The 16,861-nt window shown below is 35.6% G+C and carries 15 protein-coding genes; 12 read left to right on the forward strand and 3 right to left on the reverse strand.

The window, feature by feature from the left end; all coding sequences use genetic code 11:
• Positions 1-31: 31 nt before the first annotated feature.
• The gene (locus JYB62_RS13630) at positions 32-844 is read right to left on the reverse strand and encodes a LytTR family DNA-binding domain-containing protein (protein ID WP_205645977.1); all 813 of its coding nucleotides are present in this window, start codon (positions 842-844) and stop codon (positions 32-34) included.
• Positions 845-1,035: 191 nt separating this feature from the next.
• Here JYB62_RS13630 and JYB62_RS13635 point away from each other — a divergent pair, with 191 nt between their 5' ends.
• The 4 genes from JYB62_RS13635 to JYB62_RS13650 all read left to right on the forward strand — a co-directional run bounded on the left by JYB62_RS13635 (position 1,036) and on the right by JYB62_RS13650 (position 4,905).
• On the forward strand, positions 1,036-2,301 hold the full coding sequence (locus JYB62_RS13635) for a serine hydrolase domain-containing protein (protein WP_205645978.1): 1,266 nt from the start codon (positions 1,036-1,038) through the stop codon (positions 2,299-2,301).
• A 184-nt stretch (positions 2,302-2,485) separates the two neighbouring features.
• On the forward strand, positions 2,486-2,926 hold the full coding sequence (locus JYB62_RS13640) for a DUF6326 family protein (RefSeq protein ID WP_205645979.1): 441 nt from the start codon (positions 2,486-2,488) through the stop codon (positions 2,924-2,926).
• 60 nt (positions 2,927-2,986) lie between these two features.
• The gene (locus JYB62_RS13645; RefSeq protein WP_205645980.1) at positions 2,987-3,688 is read left to right on the forward strand and encodes a DUF4386 domain-containing protein; all 702 of its coding nucleotides are present in this window, start codon (positions 2,987-2,989) and stop codon (positions 3,686-3,688) included.
• A gap of 461 nt (positions 3,689-4,149) precedes the next feature.
• The gene (locus JYB62_RS13650; protein WP_205645981.1) at positions 4,150-4,905 is read left to right on the forward strand and encodes a DUF6090 family protein; all 756 of its coding nucleotides are present in this window, start codon (positions 4,150-4,152) and stop codon (positions 4,903-4,905) included.
• A 288-nt stretch (positions 4,906-5,193) separates the two neighbouring features.
• On the opposite strand, the gene JYB62_RS20060 is transcribed toward JYB62_RS13650, so the two are convergent.
• On the reverse strand, positions 5,194-6,246 hold the full coding sequence (locus JYB62_RS20060; RefSeq protein WP_317194674.1) for a response regulator transcription factor: 1,053 nt from the start codon (positions 6,244-6,246) through the stop codon (positions 5,194-5,196).
• 234 nt (positions 6,247-6,480) lie between these two features.
• Positions 6,481-8,208 (reverse strand): alpha/beta hydrolase-fold protein, encoded by a 1,728-nt coding sequence (locus tag JYB62_RS13660; protein ID WP_205645982.1) that lies wholly within the window; start codon positions 8,206-8,208, stop codon positions 6,481-6,483.
• Positions 8,209-8,564: 356 nt separating this feature from the next.
• Between JYB62_RS13660 and JYB62_RS13665 the strand changes: the two genes are divergently transcribed.
• The 8 genes from JYB62_RS13665 (at position 8,565) to JYB62_RS20065 (ending at position 16,821) form a co-directional block, all read left to right on the forward strand.
• Positions 8,565-9,632 carry an MBL fold metallo-hydrolase gene (locus tag JYB62_RS13665; protein WP_205645983.1) on the forward strand — a complete coding sequence of 356 codons (1,068 nt, stop codon included), beginning with the start codon at positions 8,565-8,567 and terminating at the stop codon, positions 9,630-9,632.
• A 1,095-nt stretch (positions 9,633-10,727) separates the two neighbouring features.
• Positions 10,728-11,888 (forward strand): alpha/beta hydrolase-fold protein, encoded by a 1,161-nt coding sequence (locus JYB62_RS13670; protein ID WP_205645984.1) that lies wholly within the window; start codon positions 10,728-10,730, stop codon positions 11,886-11,888.
• 21 nt (positions 11,889-11,909) lie between these two features.
• The gene (locus JYB62_RS13675) at positions 11,910-13,544 is read left to right on the forward strand and encodes an alpha/beta hydrolase-fold protein (protein WP_205645985.1); all 1,635 of its coding nucleotides are present in this window, start codon (positions 11,910-11,912) and stop codon (positions 13,542-13,544) included.
• A 159-nt stretch (positions 13,545-13,703) separates the two neighbouring features.
• Positions 13,704-13,889: a hypothetical protein gene (locus JYB62_RS13680; RefSeq protein ID WP_205645986.1), complete on the forward strand. Its 186-nt coding sequence runs from the start codon at positions 13,704-13,706 to the stop codon at positions 13,887-13,889.
• A gap of 699 nt (positions 13,890-14,588) precedes the next feature.
• Positions 14,589-14,849, forward strand: a complete 261-nt coding sequence (locus tag JYB62_RS20125) for a HupE/UreJ family protein (RefSeq protein WP_394369699.1) — start codon at positions 14,589-14,591, stop codon at positions 14,847-14,849.
• A gap of 155 nt (positions 14,850-15,004) precedes the next feature.
• Positions 15,005-15,523 carry an O-acetyl-ADP-ribose deacetylase gene (locus tag JYB62_RS13690; RefSeq protein ID WP_205645987.1) on the forward strand — a complete coding sequence of 173 codons (519 nt, stop codon included), beginning with the start codon at positions 15,005-15,007 and terminating at the stop codon, positions 15,521-15,523.
• Between the two features lie 115 nt (positions 15,524-15,638).
• Entirely contained in the window at positions 15,639-15,848 is a 210-nt protein-coding gene (locus tag JYB62_RS19910; protein WP_243431583.1) for a GDCCVxC domain-containing (seleno)protein, read from the forward strand.
• A gap of 178 nt (positions 15,849-16,026) precedes the next feature.
• Positions 16,027-16,821: a LytR/AlgR family response regulator transcription factor gene (locus JYB62_RS20065; protein WP_205645988.1), complete on the forward strand. Its 795-nt coding sequence runs from the start codon at positions 16,027-16,029 to the stop codon at positions 16,819-16,821.
• The last annotated feature ends 40 nt before the right edge of the window (positions 16,822-16,861 follow it).

Raw genomic sequence — 16,861 nt, forward strand, 5'->3', positions numbered from 1 at the left:
AATCGTATAGGATGGGACGAATTTTACATTTTTAGGGCTTACTTTGAAGGTAACTTTTAATAGCATCATGGTACTTTCTACTAACAGGAATTTCTTTTTCAATGCCTTTCAATCTTAATGCTCTCTTTCTGGAGTTTCCCTCTAACTTATCAAAAAAATAGGGGTTTACTAGATAGGATCTATGAACCTGATAAGCATGCCTTAACTGTTCTGCTAATTGGCCAAAAGTAGAACGGAAAACTCTTTGAGTTAAATTTTCATCATTATCAAGGTAAGTTAAGCTGACGTAGTTTTGTTGCGCCTCTGCATAAATAAATTGATTGAAGCTTATTATAAATTCTTCTTCCTTACCCTCTCCAGAAATTTTCACTATTAAATTCTGAGCCTCACTTTGATTTTTGACGTAGATATGACCGAATCTAAACCTCAAATAAGCTAATAGAGGAATCACTATCGGGAAAAAAGGAATGCAATAGTTTAAAAAGTATTGGAAGAAATATGAAATAGATAATTGATTATCTGAAAATACAGTAGTTTGATATACATAACTTAGTGCCGAAATAAATATGACGGTTATGGAAATATAAATCACTTCATAGACCAGTCTCCAATCCCTGGAAGGATAATAAACGAGCCTTTCAATAAAATGAAGAATTAGAATAGGGAAAAATACTGTAAGTCCATAGCCGACAAGTTTGAAAGTTTTATATGAAATATCATTCTGAAAAGTATCGAATGGTTGTAGAAAAACCATGATAAAAACAATAAACGTGGAAAGCAGCATAGCTATCAAAAAAGTAAACTTCCAATTGTCTACAAAAGAGACTTGCTTATTTAAATTCATCGAGTTATAATATTAAATCGAACTAAAAATAAGAAAGCCAGTGCACATCATCAACTAAGCGCCATGGCTAGGTTAGCGCCTTATGTTCCATTTTCGGTGTGTGTTCTCTCTTCTATATTTTACATCGGTAGGACCCCACTTCCGTTTAGTGAGAGCGTTATCAGAAAGGCTTCAATAGAACCGATCACCCAATGAACAGGATCACACCTTTAACAATCATTATATTACTGGCTTTCTGCTCTTGTCAAGCTCCTTCAGGATCAACTAAGAATCAAGACTTATCTAATGTGCGTGACTCGCTAACAACCGAGCTACAGAGAATCTACGAACAGGGTTTCATAAATGGCTTTTCGGTTTCAATAGTAAACAAATCAGGTTCTATGTACCAAAATGGATTCGGATATGCTAACAAGAATCCTGAAATAGATTTCACAGAAAACACTATAATAAATATTGGATCAATATCTAAATCCCTAGTCGGTTTATCATTGATGAAAGCTCAAGAACTAGGCTTGTTATCACTCGATGATCCAATTAATGATCATTTACCTTTTACAGTTGAAAATCCGCACTTTCCGACCGAAACCATCACTATTCGTCAACTAGCAAATCATACATCCACAATTATTGATACAGAGTATTTTGAGAGAACCTGCTATGTAATGATTGCTGAACCCAATACCACAGATATTTACCCAATTGAAGTTCCATACTTCTTTAACGATCCAAAAGACACAATCTCACTTGCTAACTACATAGAAAGCATGCTAAGAAAAGGGGCCAATGCTTATTCAAAAACAGCCTTCTTAGAAGTAAAACCAGGTGAGAAATACCAATACTCCAACACTGGCGCAGGTCTTGCTGCGCTGATCATTGAGATAGCTTCAGAACAATCTTTTGCCGAATTTTCCACAAAAAATATCCTTAAACCATTAAAAATGGAGTCTTCCGGATGGAAACGAGATGACCTAGAAGAAAATCGAATCTCTAAAAATTATGCAACAACTGACACTGTGTATGCAGATTATCATTTAATCAACTACCCAGATGGAGGCTTGCTGACTTCGGCGGCCGATTTAAGTAAATTATTAGTGGAACTGATCAAAGGATACGACGGAGAAGGATCTCTTTTAACCTCAGAAAGTTTTGAAACTTTGTTTGCGAAAGACATAGCAGAAGACCTTTATTGGAATCTTGGAGAGGATGTAATTCCTGTGATTAACACGCGATTGGATAAAGGTATTTTCATGGGACTTGCTCCTAAAAACACCATTGGCCATTCAGGAGGCGATCCTGGAGTTGTTTCATTTATGTTCTTCAATTCTGAGACAGGAATTGGTAGGATACTTTTGATCAACATGAGCATTGATAATCCGAGCCAAGGGGTATTTACTGAACTTTTTGATGTTTGGAATAAACTTGAAGCATATCAAGAGAGATTGATCAATGCCAGCTGATAACGGACACTAAGCTCAATCGGCTCACTTAGTTTATTTGCAAAGGGCGTTTAGATCGGATGCTTTTGATATATTTAAAACACTAAGCCGACAAAGCTTAATTTTATGTGAACCTCTATGTTAAAACCCTACTTATCCAGTACCATCGTCAAATTTTAGTAGGAATTACTAAAAGCAAACAAATATGAATGTAAAAAAAACCTCCTCCAGATCACTGACTGATTATAATGTTAACATCAAAATTAAGCTAGCAGCTCTCTGGACCTCATTGATGTTTTTGTATATATATGCTGACTTTTTTCAGCTGATGACTCCAAAAAAGTTGGAGAAAATGATTGATCTTCAAACCCCAATGGGACCAACATCTCCTGGGATTTTGGTTGTTTTCTCAATGATTTTAATTGTTCCTTCACTGATGGTTTTTTTGTCCGTTTTTCTGAAACCCCAAATTAATAAATGGTTGAATATCTGTATTGCGGCCTTATATGCAAGCATGTCTATTTTGATTATTGTCTCCACACTAGGTAGTGAATGGCACATATTTTACATCTTGTTCAATCTGATAGAAGTTTTTGTTTTTGCGATGATAATTTATCAAGCATGGAATTGGCCAAAAGCGGTATAGCATTATTGGATACCGAAAAGTCATGATAATCATAAAATTTAAAAACAAGGCGAATAATCTATGAGTGTAATTAACGAACAAAAGCAATTGATTAAAACCGCAAGAACAACTGGCCTGTGGTATTTAATGATGGCCATTTCAGGAATTTTAGGATTTATGGTCTTTCATTCTCAACTATTTGTGCCGGGTAATCCCGAACAAACACTAACGAATTTAATAGAATTAGAATCTACTGCCAGAATTAGGTTACTCTTAGAGTTTGCTATTGTCATATCTCAGGCACTTACCGCAGTTTGGTTTTTCAAATTATTCAAAGAAAACTTTGAGTGGGAAGCTTGGACTCTAGGAATATGGGGAATGGTGAATGCTCTAGTCATTATGATCAGTGCAATTTCAATCGCTTCCGCAATAGGTATTGCAAATTCTGACATCAGTGCCATGAAAGACAAAGTTGTACTAATTCAGGGCTTTCAAACTGTAATTTCAAATGCTTGGGGAATTGGAGGTCTTTTCTTTGGGCTTTGGCTTTTTCCTATGGGATACATAGTAATCAAATCTAAAAGAATGCCTGTCTGGTTAGGGAGAGTTATTATTTTAGGGGGAATTGGCTATCTAATTACCACCGTTATCCGATACACAGGAATTGATTTTGGGTTCAATAGATTTCTTATCCTACCCGCAACTATTGGAGAATTTTGGATGATCGGTTATTTACTGATTTTTGGGATACGGCCTAAAGAGGACGAAACAAGACAAAATTAAGTGCTCTCTCATCAAACAAAACCAGCATTGATCAATGATAAAAATATTTGGATAAATTCTTTTGATCCCCTCAAAGCGTAGACCACCATAGTTATCGGGTACATCTACGCTTTTCTATTTTTTGGAATTTGCAATTCCTATAGTATAAACCATTTCACAGGAGAAAATCAGCAATAGCAAATCCGTTATACCGGTCAAAAAAAGGCTCACTATTTACATATCCCAATTTTGGAGGCCGAGAAAATTTAGAATTGGTGATATCATGGATTTGAAGAAGCGTTGAATATCGTCTCAAACCTTTTAAGTTAAAAGCCGGGAAACTCGAAAAAAGGGATTATATTCCTTTTAGACAACATTCCTAAGTCCCAAAGACTTAACCCATTTAGCCAGTCAAAAAAACCGGATAAACACCTTTATACCACCACTAAAATTTGTGGTTCCTTTCGACCAACCAATAAGCAATGATAAATTTCTTTAGAAAAATACGCCAAGACCTGATAGAGAAAAACAAAATGGGAAAATATTTGAAATATGCTTTGGGAGAAATAACCCTAGTGGTGATCGGGATATTGATTGCATTAGGAATTAATAACTGGAATGAAAAAGAAAATAATATAAATCAAGCGAATAAACATTTAGAAACAATTCGCCTAAACCTAAAAGATGATATAGTACAAGCAGAAAAACTACTGGCTGAAACGCAAACCACTGTTGACTATTCAAATATCTTTTTAGACCAATTCAAGACACTAAAACCAATTGATAGAAATATTCAGATGTATATTATCTATCTGATGTTCGAACGAAATATTGAAGTTAATGATAGCGGGTTAACGGCACTATTAAATTCGAATAGTATGTCATTTGTAGATGAAGATTTACAAGTCAAAATATTCAATTATTACAGGCATATCGAACAATTAAAAAGTAGAGAAATAAATGCCAATTCAGAAATTAAAACAATGTATGAGCCCTATGTGAAAGAAAATTTTTATTGGATTTACAACAAAACAAATCCTTGGCACAGGCAAGCTGATGTGTATAAAAATGACCCAAGGCCTATAGAAAATATTGACGGAAAATTAAAAAATGTAATAGAAGATAAGAGATTTGAAATAATGGTGAATCACAGGAGATACCAAACATTAATATTATCTGATTTCTATATTCAAACTATTGAACTAGCTAAGGAAATAATTTCCGAGATTAAAAAATAGCGAATGCTCAACAGCGAGTAAAAATAATTTCACGTCAGTTTCAATTGGAAATCCTGAGCATCTCCTTACAACTTTTTACCGGTTGCTAACTTTAAGGCAGAAGCTGGAATCCATCCCAAAACCCCTGAAAACCAGCAGGCTAAACCATCCACCACAACCCATTCAACCTTAAGTTGTAACGATTATTCCTCGAATTGATTGAAAGAAAGTTGGAAAGAGAAAATAAAGTTAGATTAAGATTATATCCTTATCCAAAAGAGGGCGAAAGACTGTTTCGATAAATGGAGCCTAATCCCTAGAATGATTTTTAAGCTTATCTACAAATTCTTGTCTATTGGCCACCTCTAACTTTGCGTAAATATTTCGGATGTGGGTCTTTACAGTACTTAAGGAAATGAAGAGTTCGTCTGCAATTTCTTTATTGCTTTTATCCTGAATGATAAGTTCGGAAATACGTTCTTCTTGATTAGTTAAATTGATATTCTCCTGTGGTAACCCTACGTTCTTTTTTTGCTTTAATTTCACAAACAATAAGACCACACCCATACTTAAAATAAAACTAACAGCTCCTAGGATATAGGCCACTAGTCTATAGAATTCCAATTCTTTTTGTGTTTCAGTTTTAGAAAGATCAATAATTAATTCGTCCAATTGGTTTGCATAGGCAGTATTATTGTAATAGACATTCAGGCTGTCTTGAAGCTTTTTATAAAACTCAGGATCACTTTCAAGATCATCCTTGAGAAAATGATCTTGAACATTCGCAAGCAAAACTAAAGTCACTAATGGATGAACATCATTTCTATCGGCATAGGACTTCAATTCTGATATCATCTGAGTAGACGATTGATTTTGTAGTTTTGGGTCGGTTACGGAAGAGAGTTCTCTGTTTAATTGAAGGGTGTAGCTATTGAATTCTTGTAATTCAATATCAACAGGATTTGTAGTGGTATAACTAGAAAACCAGGATCTGCTATTTTTTCGAAAAACGATGGTATCCTTGTTAGAAAATACAAAGTTCTGAAAGTTCTTGTACACCCCATCATCTAACATTTGTAATGTGGGCCCACTCTCATCAACTCTAGCATGAATACGGTATAGTGCATACTTATCAGAAAGTAATTTACCTTCAAAAGAAAAATATCCTAAGCTATCCGTCAAAGTAGACATTAGCACTTGACTTGTAGCAATTGTATTTTGTTCGTTAAATCTCAACAGACTTAAATAAACCCTCTTGTTCTTGGTGGGGGAATCTAGATATCCTGAAATAGAATACTGCCCATAGCAGAAATTGCTACAAACATAGAATGCAAGTCCGAAAAGAAATAAGTTACGCTTCATGCCAAGGCTAAAAGTAAAGAATTTCAATCATTGACCAAATCGAACTGAAACTTTAACCTTTAGACTTTACTAATAAAAATTTGCAGGTTTGAACTGAAATTGAACGCTTCCCAAAAGAGGGCAAACAACCAAACGCAGTTTTCACGGTAACTTATTCAATGGAAAAATGAGGCTAACAAACCTGTTATTAGCCTCATTTTAAGTTAATTATCAAAACTTAGAAAGCTTTTGCTATCAATCCATTTTAGTCAAGTAATTCTTTTGCAATCCTTCAAGCTCTTCTGCGGTAAAGATTCCATTTTTCTTGTAATTATCTTTACAATAAGCTAATGCTTTTTCTCCTTCGTTTCGTTTAATATTATGTTCATTAGCCAGTTTCGCGATGTGATAATTGAAAAACAACTGATAGTAGTTCACACTCTTTGGTTCGAGATCTGTATTTGAATTTAAATAGGCTTTGGTGTCCAGCATAAGATTCATTAAGCCATCATAATCTTTAATTTGTTTGAATGCTGAGATGGCTTTTTCAAAGTTTGCCAAATAAATTTCTGGAGGAAGAAACGTTTGAATTTGGTCAAATGCCAAGGCATAACTTTCCGCACTTTTCTTATAATCTTCTACGATGAAGTAGAAATTCCCTTTGTTTGCACCATCAAATCCACCTCCTTCTTTCATTTTAGGAAGCTGCCATAGTTTTTGATCTTCAACAAACTTTAATAATACCTCTAGTTCATCCTTTTTCTTTCCGATCATAATATCCGAAAATACGGGCTCTAAATCTCGTATAGAATACTCCTCTTCTATCCCATAATTAGTCTTCATATCTTCTAAATAATAGTCTCGATAAGAAGCTAAATTCTTGTAGTTTTCTACATTTCTGTAATCTTTAAAAATAAACTGAATCCCATCTACTAATGCGAGAGGTACAACTGAATTATGATTGGCCTCATAGGTTTGCTTTTTGAACTGGAAATTGGGATTCAAATTTTCCTGATAAATTTCTTCATAATCATTTCCTGCTTCAATTCTATCTGGCGAATCTGCTGTAGCATTAGCCACGAAATAATAAAGGTTATTACCCTGGTAGTTTTTCATGAGTTTACCAATTTCTTGTCTGACATCTCTGGCGTAGAAATTCGTTGATAACGATATAAATCCTCTAAAAGGGTTTTCTTCCTCGAGTAAAAGGAAGTGATTATACTCAGCCCCATTGGAATGTCCGATCATCACATTGAAATCCGAGGTGCTATACGTACTATTGATGTATGGGACTAGTTCCTCGAAAACGAAATTTTTAAACTTCTGACCAGTTTCTTTGTAATAAACATCTAAGTCGTCATTTCTATTAGAGCGGTCGTTAGTCGTTCCATGAACGATGCCCACTAAAATACTTTCAGGCATCAGCCTATATTCATCCAAAGAAAGATTTGAAATATAATTTTTGGCCACTGAAAACATATTCCATCCAGCATCAGTGGTATAAAAAACAGGATACTTTTTAGCAGGATCATAGTTCTCAGGTAAAGCAATTTTAACTAAACGCTCTGCTCCTAAATAGTTGGATTGAAATATTTTAGTGCTGTATCCTAGTCCTAAAGACTCCGCATTAGATTCGTTGGCCCAACCCTTAACGAAAAATATATTTTTGGAACTAGAATCGGATAATTTTTGATTCGGATTATTATCTAGTTGATTAATAATCCCTTCATTTTCCCATTTTCCTTTTGTGAATTTGAATTCAGCTGGGTAAGTAATAGCTGCTGTGATTTCTCTCTCGAAATCTGATACTTTATTCATTTTCACAACACCTGGGTCCCAGTTTCCTAAAGATTCTTGGTTACCCGTAATAAAAACCTCATCGGTTTTATTAGGCACAATGACCTTGATGGTTACGTTCTCTTGAGCAAATGCTTTCCCTATAAAAAGCATTGATAGTGCGAATACAATTATTTTTCGATTCATTTTGTTATGTGGTTGTTTCGAACAAATGTATCCTGCATACTAGATAAAGTCGATAAAAACCTAGGTGGAAATTGGTACTAGTCCCTAGGATGATATTTATTTATCTGACTGTAACTTATTAATATTAAGGATTTTAGCTTCAAAAATAATGGAAGTCTACCGTGCAGCTATTAATCCCCTTTACACACTAAGAGGCCCATTAGAACTTGACCAAAATGATGCAAATGTCAGATTTATAGGTGATGTTTTGATTTAGAAACTGGTATTAAGTCAAGACAATTATTAAGTCAAGATTTGTAACTTGAATTTCAATCCTTCAGATCCAAAACTTTTTAATTGTGTGAGGGATGGAAGGCATGAAATTCTTACTTTACATAAAAAAACCCTGTGGACAAGATTGTCAGGAAGGCAATAGACCAGTCGGATCCGGGTGTATCCAAGTGTTTTTAATAATAGATATAGGATTTATGGTAATAAGAAAATATTTGGCGCTTCTCATCCTAATCATTTTAAACACCAATTTACTTTTTGGTCAGCAAGGGGATCATTCTGTTTCTCAATTAAAGATTACAACCTTATCCACGATGTTGGTAAACTTAAAAGGTGTAGGGGAATGGGGATATTCGGCATTAATTGATGTGGATGGAAAGAAAATACTTTTTGATACAGGGGCAAAACCTGAAACTGTTTTACAAAATGCGCGGGAAATGGACATTGATTTATCTGATGTAGAAGATGTTTTGCTCAGCCATAATCATTGGGATCACATTGGCGGTCTTCTTACCCTTAGACAGGAGTTGAAAAAACAAAACCCCAATGCTCTCAAAAGAATCCATGTAGGAGAGGGCATATTTAGTAAAAGGGTGAATTCCGAAAATACCATTTTGGCAATTCGAGAAGAATTAGAAGCCGATGATGTGGAGTTTTACATTTATGAAAATCAACAGGAATTATTTCCTGGCGTCTGGATAACAGGGCCCATAAACCGAATTCATAATGAGCGAAATTGGTCTGGAAATGGTAAAATAGAAACAGCCAGTGGGCTGGTAGAAGATACTATACCTGAAGATCAGTCTTTGGTGATAAACACAAAAAATGGACTTGTTCTGATTTCAGGGTGTGGGCATGCAGGTCTTATCAATACCCTTGATCATATTGTTGCAAATAGTGAAGAAGAAAAGGTGTTTGCGATTATTGGAGGATTTCATCTATTCAATGCCTCAGAAGAGCATTTGAACTGGACGGCAAGTAAACTTAGGGATTTTGGAGTTTCGAAAATAATTGGAGCCCACTGTACAGGTATTAATTCGCTATACACTTTAAGAGGATTATTAGAACTAGACCGTAGTGATGCTGTGTTTGGATCTGTAGGTGATGTTTTTGATTTAGCAAATGGTATTAAAGCGGGGCCTATTGCAAGGTAAAAAGGAGACTTAGAAAAATGACAAATAGATAAAGGGAGAAGGAGATTAAAAAGTATCCCTCATATCTGCAAAGGGTTTTGTAAAGAGTTCGTTTGGGAAAATGGAAATTGCTAATCCATAAACATGGTGTTTTCAGGACAAAAAAAGAGTCTGGCCATTCACTACTTTGATGCCTTTAGCAGCGGCGGTCTTCCGCTTAATTTGATTCTAGTGTAGCTGGACCTTTTCAGCTCGCATACCAACGACCGTACTGATCAGGAGGGATATTTCATGCCAAATGGTAAGTTAAATAATACTGAAATCAGGAAAGCTTCGGGAAAATTTCGGGCTTTTAATAGATACTTTCTTTGTAGAATATCGACTATTCCCTAAATGCCAAAAACCGTGAAGAGGTATTAACAAATAACCTGATTGATCTACATGATCATTTTAATCTATCCCAGAAGCAGGTATATGGCTACTACGGACTTGGACATACCATGCTAAACCCAATAAGTGGAGGTTATGAGTCTATGGCATCAAGGTTCAAAAATGCCAAACCAGAAATGGAGGGCAAAATCCTGACTGCGAATTTAATTTAGATAGTCATATGACTATGAACAGTGATAATCTCTCATCGATTTTAAGAGATGAGGGTGAGTTTACTATGCTATCTGTGTCCTACGATAACATTTGGATGAATTATTTACACGGTATAGATGAACTAAGGAGATCCTCTAATCCACATTCCATTAATATAGTAAAGCTGAACGGCAAAAACTCCCCATATATGGAATCGCGAAGACTCTCAATGATGTCGCAGATTTTGCCCCTAGGGCCGCTCCTAAATTCCTTAGAAGGATCAGTAACCACTGATATTAATCAATATATGATTCTAATAAGGAACTCTGAGGGAGCATTATAGTTGCGATACATTTATTGGAGAATGAAACAGATCTTAAGTGTATTAAAAACATTAAAACACTTAAAAATGAAGAAGTTATTGTCCGATAAAATAAAAATCATCCTAGGGACTAGTACCAATTTCAACCTAGGCTTCTATCAAGTTTATCTAGTATGCAGGATACATTTGTTTGAAACAACCACATAACAAAAATGAAAAAGTTACACTTATTAATATTTCCATTAATTTTTATTGTATCGGGTGTGTTTGCTCAAAAGTTTGAGGAAATCACAATTGATTCAAAAGAATTAAATCAAAAAAGAGAAATCGTGGTATACACGCCCGTGAATTATTATGATGAGTATACCTATTATAACGTCATATATGTTTTTGATGCCCATGATCGGCCTCTTTTTGACTATGTAAACTCCATAGCACATCTTATTAGTGGAAATCATGAAGGATTTATTGTGGTGGGCATCAAGGCTACTTATGATCCAGTCAATTTCTATGCTAGAAATCATGATTTTCTTCCTTCTACAACAACTAGAAATATGGGACCTAAGTCCAAAGGGAATGCGGAAAACTTCTTGAAATATTTGAAAAATGAAGTGATTCCTTATGTCGATAATAATTACAGAACATTAAAGCATAAAACCGCTGTTGGTCATTCGCTTGGGGCCTCCTTTCTATTTTATACTATGATGAATGAACCTTCGCTATTTGATAATATAATTGCTGTTTCTCCCAATTTAGCAGATGATAATGAGCGGCTAGTAAAGCAACTTGCAACTTTTGATCCCAATCAATATTCTTCTACCAAATTCCTATATGTAAGTAATGCCGATGAAGGAAAAAACAGTAATTATAGAGGCTGGGGAGAAGCCTATGAAAAAACCTATAAAATTCTAAAAAATGATTTAGCTACAGAGAATCTAAAGGTTGTAGTAGAGGAATATCCAAGTGAATCGCATAGATCAGGCTATATCCCAAGCGTTAAATCGGCTATCTCGATATACATGAATGAAATTGAGCCAATTCAAGAGAAATTACTCTCCCAAGAAAAATTTGAAGTCACTTTTAAGGTAAAAGTACCAAATGAAAATGATGAGATTTTTATCACTGGTAATCAAGAAAGCTTAGGGAATTGGATGCCTGAAAAAATCAAAATGAATAAAACGTCACCGTTAGAACGTGAAATCACTTTAAAAGTACAGGACCCTGTCCAGGTAAAATTTACAAAAGGAAGCTGGGAAAGTGAAGCTTGGATGTCATTTTCAGATAATAGTCAAGGTAAGACAAGTGTGGCGAGAATGTTTAGACCTAAGGCAGGTATGAAAGTATCTTTTGAAATAGCCGGATATATGCAGTAATACAGAAAACATTATTTATTTATGAAAACATCATTGACTATCATTTTTGGCCTACTCTCTTTCATCTCTTTTGGACAAGAGTTAACCACCATTCAAGTGTCTGTCCCAAATAAATCGGACGAAGTATATATTGTGGGAAATCAGGATGCTCTAGGAAACTGGCAGCCCAATCAGGTTAAAATGGAGAAAGCCTCCGACTATGAACGAACCATAACATTGGAACTTAATTTCCCGGCAGAGTTTAAGTTCACAAAAGGAAGTTGGGAAAGCGAAGGAATAGTAACAACCTTATTGGACAACCCTAACCTTAAAATCGAAGACGGAAATGCTAGTAATTCTTTTAAAGTAAAAACCTGGAGGGATAATATTCAGGCAGACAAACTTGGTCTCGATTATGACATCAAATACATAAACTCCAAACTCTTCGGTGATGAAAGAATGCTCAATATCTATGTGCCCGAAAATTATTCGCCAAACAGAAAATACCCCGTCATTTATCTTACTGACGGCTCAGGCACAAATTTCCCTGCAGTTAAAGGATATGTAACCGCCTTTTCTCAACCCAACTTTAAGCTTGTTCCACCTTCCATTGTCGTAGGAGTCGTACATAAATCCCGAAATGAAGAACTTTACAATGAAGGGAATGGCAAGCACTTTACTGAATATTTACTTAATGAGGTGATGCCATACATTGAATCGACCTACAGCACCTCAGGTTTCAACATCATGGTAGGCCATTCGAATGGAGCTGAATTCAACCATACATTATTGGTTAGAGAGGATAACCCATTTAGAGGTTTTATATCACTCTCAACGTCCTTTTACGGAACAAAGGATATCAAGGGCAATCTCCCTTCATTTCTCAAGGATTATAATGGAAAGAAGATGTATTATTTTATAGCCAATGGCACATATGATTCACCAGATAGATATCAGGCAGGACTAACCTTTGATAGTTTGTATCAACATAACCCCAGTTCAAAAATCGACTTCAAAAGCCAAACCTATAAAGCAAACCATCAAACCATAGTCCCTCTCGGCTTATACGATGGTCTTCAATTTATTTTTAGAGATTACAGCGATTTAGATGTCTACCCGACTATATACGATTACGCTCAAAACTATCTAAAAAATGTAAAAGAGAATTATGGAATTGAGGGTCAAATTACCAGAGATGAGTTGGAAGGGTATGTCTTAAACTTAATGAAAACAAAAAATAAAAAGGAGTATGAATATATAATGGAGTTTATGGATGAGAACCGCCTTTTTAATGGCGGAAAAGTAGATCCTGTTAACAAAGCAATGGGTTACTTCATGATTGAGTCTTATGACGAGACTATCAGCTATTTCAATCAAGCCCTTGAAGAAATTGAGAATATAAATCCTGATTTATTTTATAAAAATGCCTTGTATGCAGCTACCAGAGCCTATAAAGCTGAAGGTAAAATTGCTGAGGGTATAATTTTCCTTGAGAAAGGAAGAGAAAAACTCCCTGAGCATTTCTCCCTAGGCTTTGCCTATCACATCGCAAAGCTATCATTGGAGAATATGGTTGAAATTCAAAAGGGGAAAGAAGCTTTAGAATATTGCAAAACCAATTACAGAGAGAACAAGGATTTCTCTATGGACGATCTTTTTGCTTTAGAAAAAAAATAAATACTGTTGACACTAATAATTTTGCTTTAGGAGGGTCCTATTTTCTTTCCGGAAATCACCCAGATTATGGAGGCGAGGGATCAATTATTACAAAAGATAATAAGGTCGAATTTGTTGCATTTACAACACTTGATAAAGGAAGCTTTGCAGTCGTGCAACATGAGGCTGTTTCATCTGGAATATGGAAGTATTATTCTAGTCACTCCCCAAAAAGATGGCTCATTTAGGCCCCTTCAAATACAGGGCTCTGTACCCCCTGAAGAAGGTAGTTTTGATTATTTAAAAAGAAATGTGTTACAAAGAGAAGAAGTAATTAAGTTTTTTACAGAGGATGGAGTTATATAATACGGATTTCAGCAATTAAAAGAATAAATCTGTAAAGTAAATAGTGGGTATATCAGAAACAATATCAATCGAGTATTTACAAGAATTATCATCTTGATTAGCATTTCAGGTAAATGGAATACCTATTTTAGTCTTGTTGATGGCCCGACATTTTATCAAAACTTTCATATTCTTACAACCTTCATATGGCTCGGACTACTTTTAACACAATTGATTTACATAGATTCAAGAAAGACTTTGATACATAGAAGATTAGGTGAAAAATTTATTGTTGGACCAATACTTATTTCACCCTAGTTTCGCTATCTGTTTTCCCAGCATCAAAATCAGCTGCTCGTGGTGAATCTGAAATATTTGCGATTCAGAATATTTTTCCTGCATTAGAAGTTGCTATACTAAGTGTACTAGGATTTCATCTATTCAATGCATCAGAAGAGCATTTGAACTGGACGACAAGCAACCTGAGAGTTTGGAGTCTAGAAAATAATTGGAGCCCATTGTACAGGTATTAATTCGCTATATACTTTAAGAGGCTTATTAGAACTAGACCGTAGTGATGCTGTGGTTGGATCTGTAGGTGATGTTTTTGATTTGGCAAATGGTATAAAAGCGGGGCCTATTGCAAGGTAAAATAAGGGCTTAAAAATCCTGCAAGGTCAATCTACCTTAACAAGTCAAAAGCCCTGGACAGTCGCATTTATTTTTGGTTTACTCCATGGATTTGGATTCGCAGGAGCATTACAAGACATCGGATTGCCTCAAAATGAAATCCCCTTGACTTTGACTACCTTCAATGTGGGAGCAGAATTAGGACAAATTTTTTTTGTCTTGGTGGTTTTGCAGATCATAAGATTCACACAATTTATTCTGCCATCAAAAAGTTGGACCGAAAAACTTGTTCCTTATGCCATAAGCTCAAAGGCTGTATTCTGGTTGATCGAACGGATTACAGGATTTTAGAATAACTATGAACTTCCCCTCGAGATGTTGTAAAAAAATCAATGGAAGCATTAAAAGAATCTATCAGGAAATATAATTCGCATATAAAGACTGTTACCAGATAATCCCAACTTTGGAGAAGCATCAACCAATTGATAAACACGAACCCTGAAAAAATGGAGATCGAACTACTTAAAGGAGATATCACCCAACTAGCCGTAGATGCCATTGTCAATGCAGCAAATACTTCCTTATTGGGTGGAGGAGGAGTGGATGGAGCAATTCACCAAGCTGGAGGACCCGAAATCCTAGCTGAATGTCAAAAAATCCCAGCTCAACAAGGAGGATGTAAGGTCGGTGAAGCAGTGATTACGACTGCGGGAAATCTAAAAGCAAACTATGTCATTCACACCGTAGGACCGATTTGGAAGGGTGGTAAGTTCGGAGAAGCAGAGCTATTGAAGAATTGCTATATCAACTCCCTGAAAATTGCCAGTGAACATGGGGTCAAATCCATTGCCTTCCCCAATATCAGCACAGGAGTCTATGAATATCCATTGGAAGAAGCCGCGGAGATTGCCATAAAAGCAGTATCGGAAGCCAATTTCCCGGAAATAGAAATCCTCACCTTTGTATGTTTCAATCAGGAAGACTATGAGCTCTATGACCAAAAACTGAATCAAATGCACAAATGATCCCCCTCTTTTAACTTTTCGTTCAAGTTAGCACTTTACCTTGTCAACTATACCAACCTCCAAAATTGAAGTTGATTGAATTCACTAACTTGTCATTGGTTCTTAATAACAAATAATGAAACTCATCTTACAATCGACAATCACTTGCCCTGCTTGTGGACATCAAAAAGAAGAAACCATGCCTACCGATGCATGTCAATTCTTTTACGAATGTGAAAACTGTAAGAAAATTTTAAAACCTAAACAGGGTGACTGTTGTGTTTATTGCAGTTATGGAACAGTGAAATGTCCTCCGATTCAAAAAGGAACGAACTGCTGTGGATAATTTTGATTTGAATCAGTAATACTTAAAACTATATCCTCACCAAGCATTCTTAAAACACCCAAGCTTTCAATCTCTGAATCTTTGCTAAATTAGTACATCACTTGGCAAAACTTCATTCCGTTTTATTAGCGATTTGAATGATAATCAGGTATTCCACTCTAAAACAGGTTGAATAATAGTGACCAAAGAATTGAAAATAGCAGGATCCATCAATTTTAACAAACGCTATTTGTCCAGGTATTTTCCAGTAATTTTTGGTATTCTTTCTGGCTTTTCGGTCTTCTATTTTCTGTATTTTTTTGAAGCTTATGGAATTCAAAAAGGACTGTCTTACTCAGGCCATTCCCATCTATTTCGAAGCATCAGTTTCGGTGTGTTGACTTTTACCTATCTCACACTGTTCGAAACTTGGCTCAAGCCAAAATGGGCAAAAGGTCGCTGGCTGAATCAAACCGCCTGGTATGTAGGTTTAGTGATGTTGGGCAGCCATCTCATCTTTATCCTATTCAATTATTTCTGGAATTGGCAAGAGTGGGATTTAATAGGCTATGGATTGATTATTAAAGAATTCCCTTTGATGATGGTACTCCCGCTATCCTTTTATTTGGTTCTAAATGCCATGACCAAACCAAAAGGGATCGACGCGGATTATTTACTATTCCAATCTGAAAATGGCAAAGACCTCTTAAAGGTGAAGTTGAGTGATTTTATGTTTGCAAACTCTTCTGATAACTACATCACCATTTTTTATCTGTCTCATAACCAAAGCAAGCAGCACTTGATCCGAAAACCCTTGAAGGTGCTGGAAGAAGAATTAAAAACCCATTTAGAAATTGAGCGTGCCCACAGAAGTTATTTGGTCAATAGAAGGAATATTCAGGCTGTAAAGCAACTCAAAGGGAAAGTACATGTTGAAATAAATGGCCACAGTTTACCTGTATCCAAACAGTTTCAAACACACTTTCTCAACTGATCCTTCGTTTCGTCCCTCCAGTAAATTTTTCATCCCAAAA

The sequence above is a fragment of the Algoriphagus lutimaris genome, from assembly GCF_017051705.1.
Lineage (GTDB): Bacteria > Bacteroidota > Bacteroidia > Cytophagales > Cyclobacteriaceae > Algoriphagus > Algoriphagus lutimaris.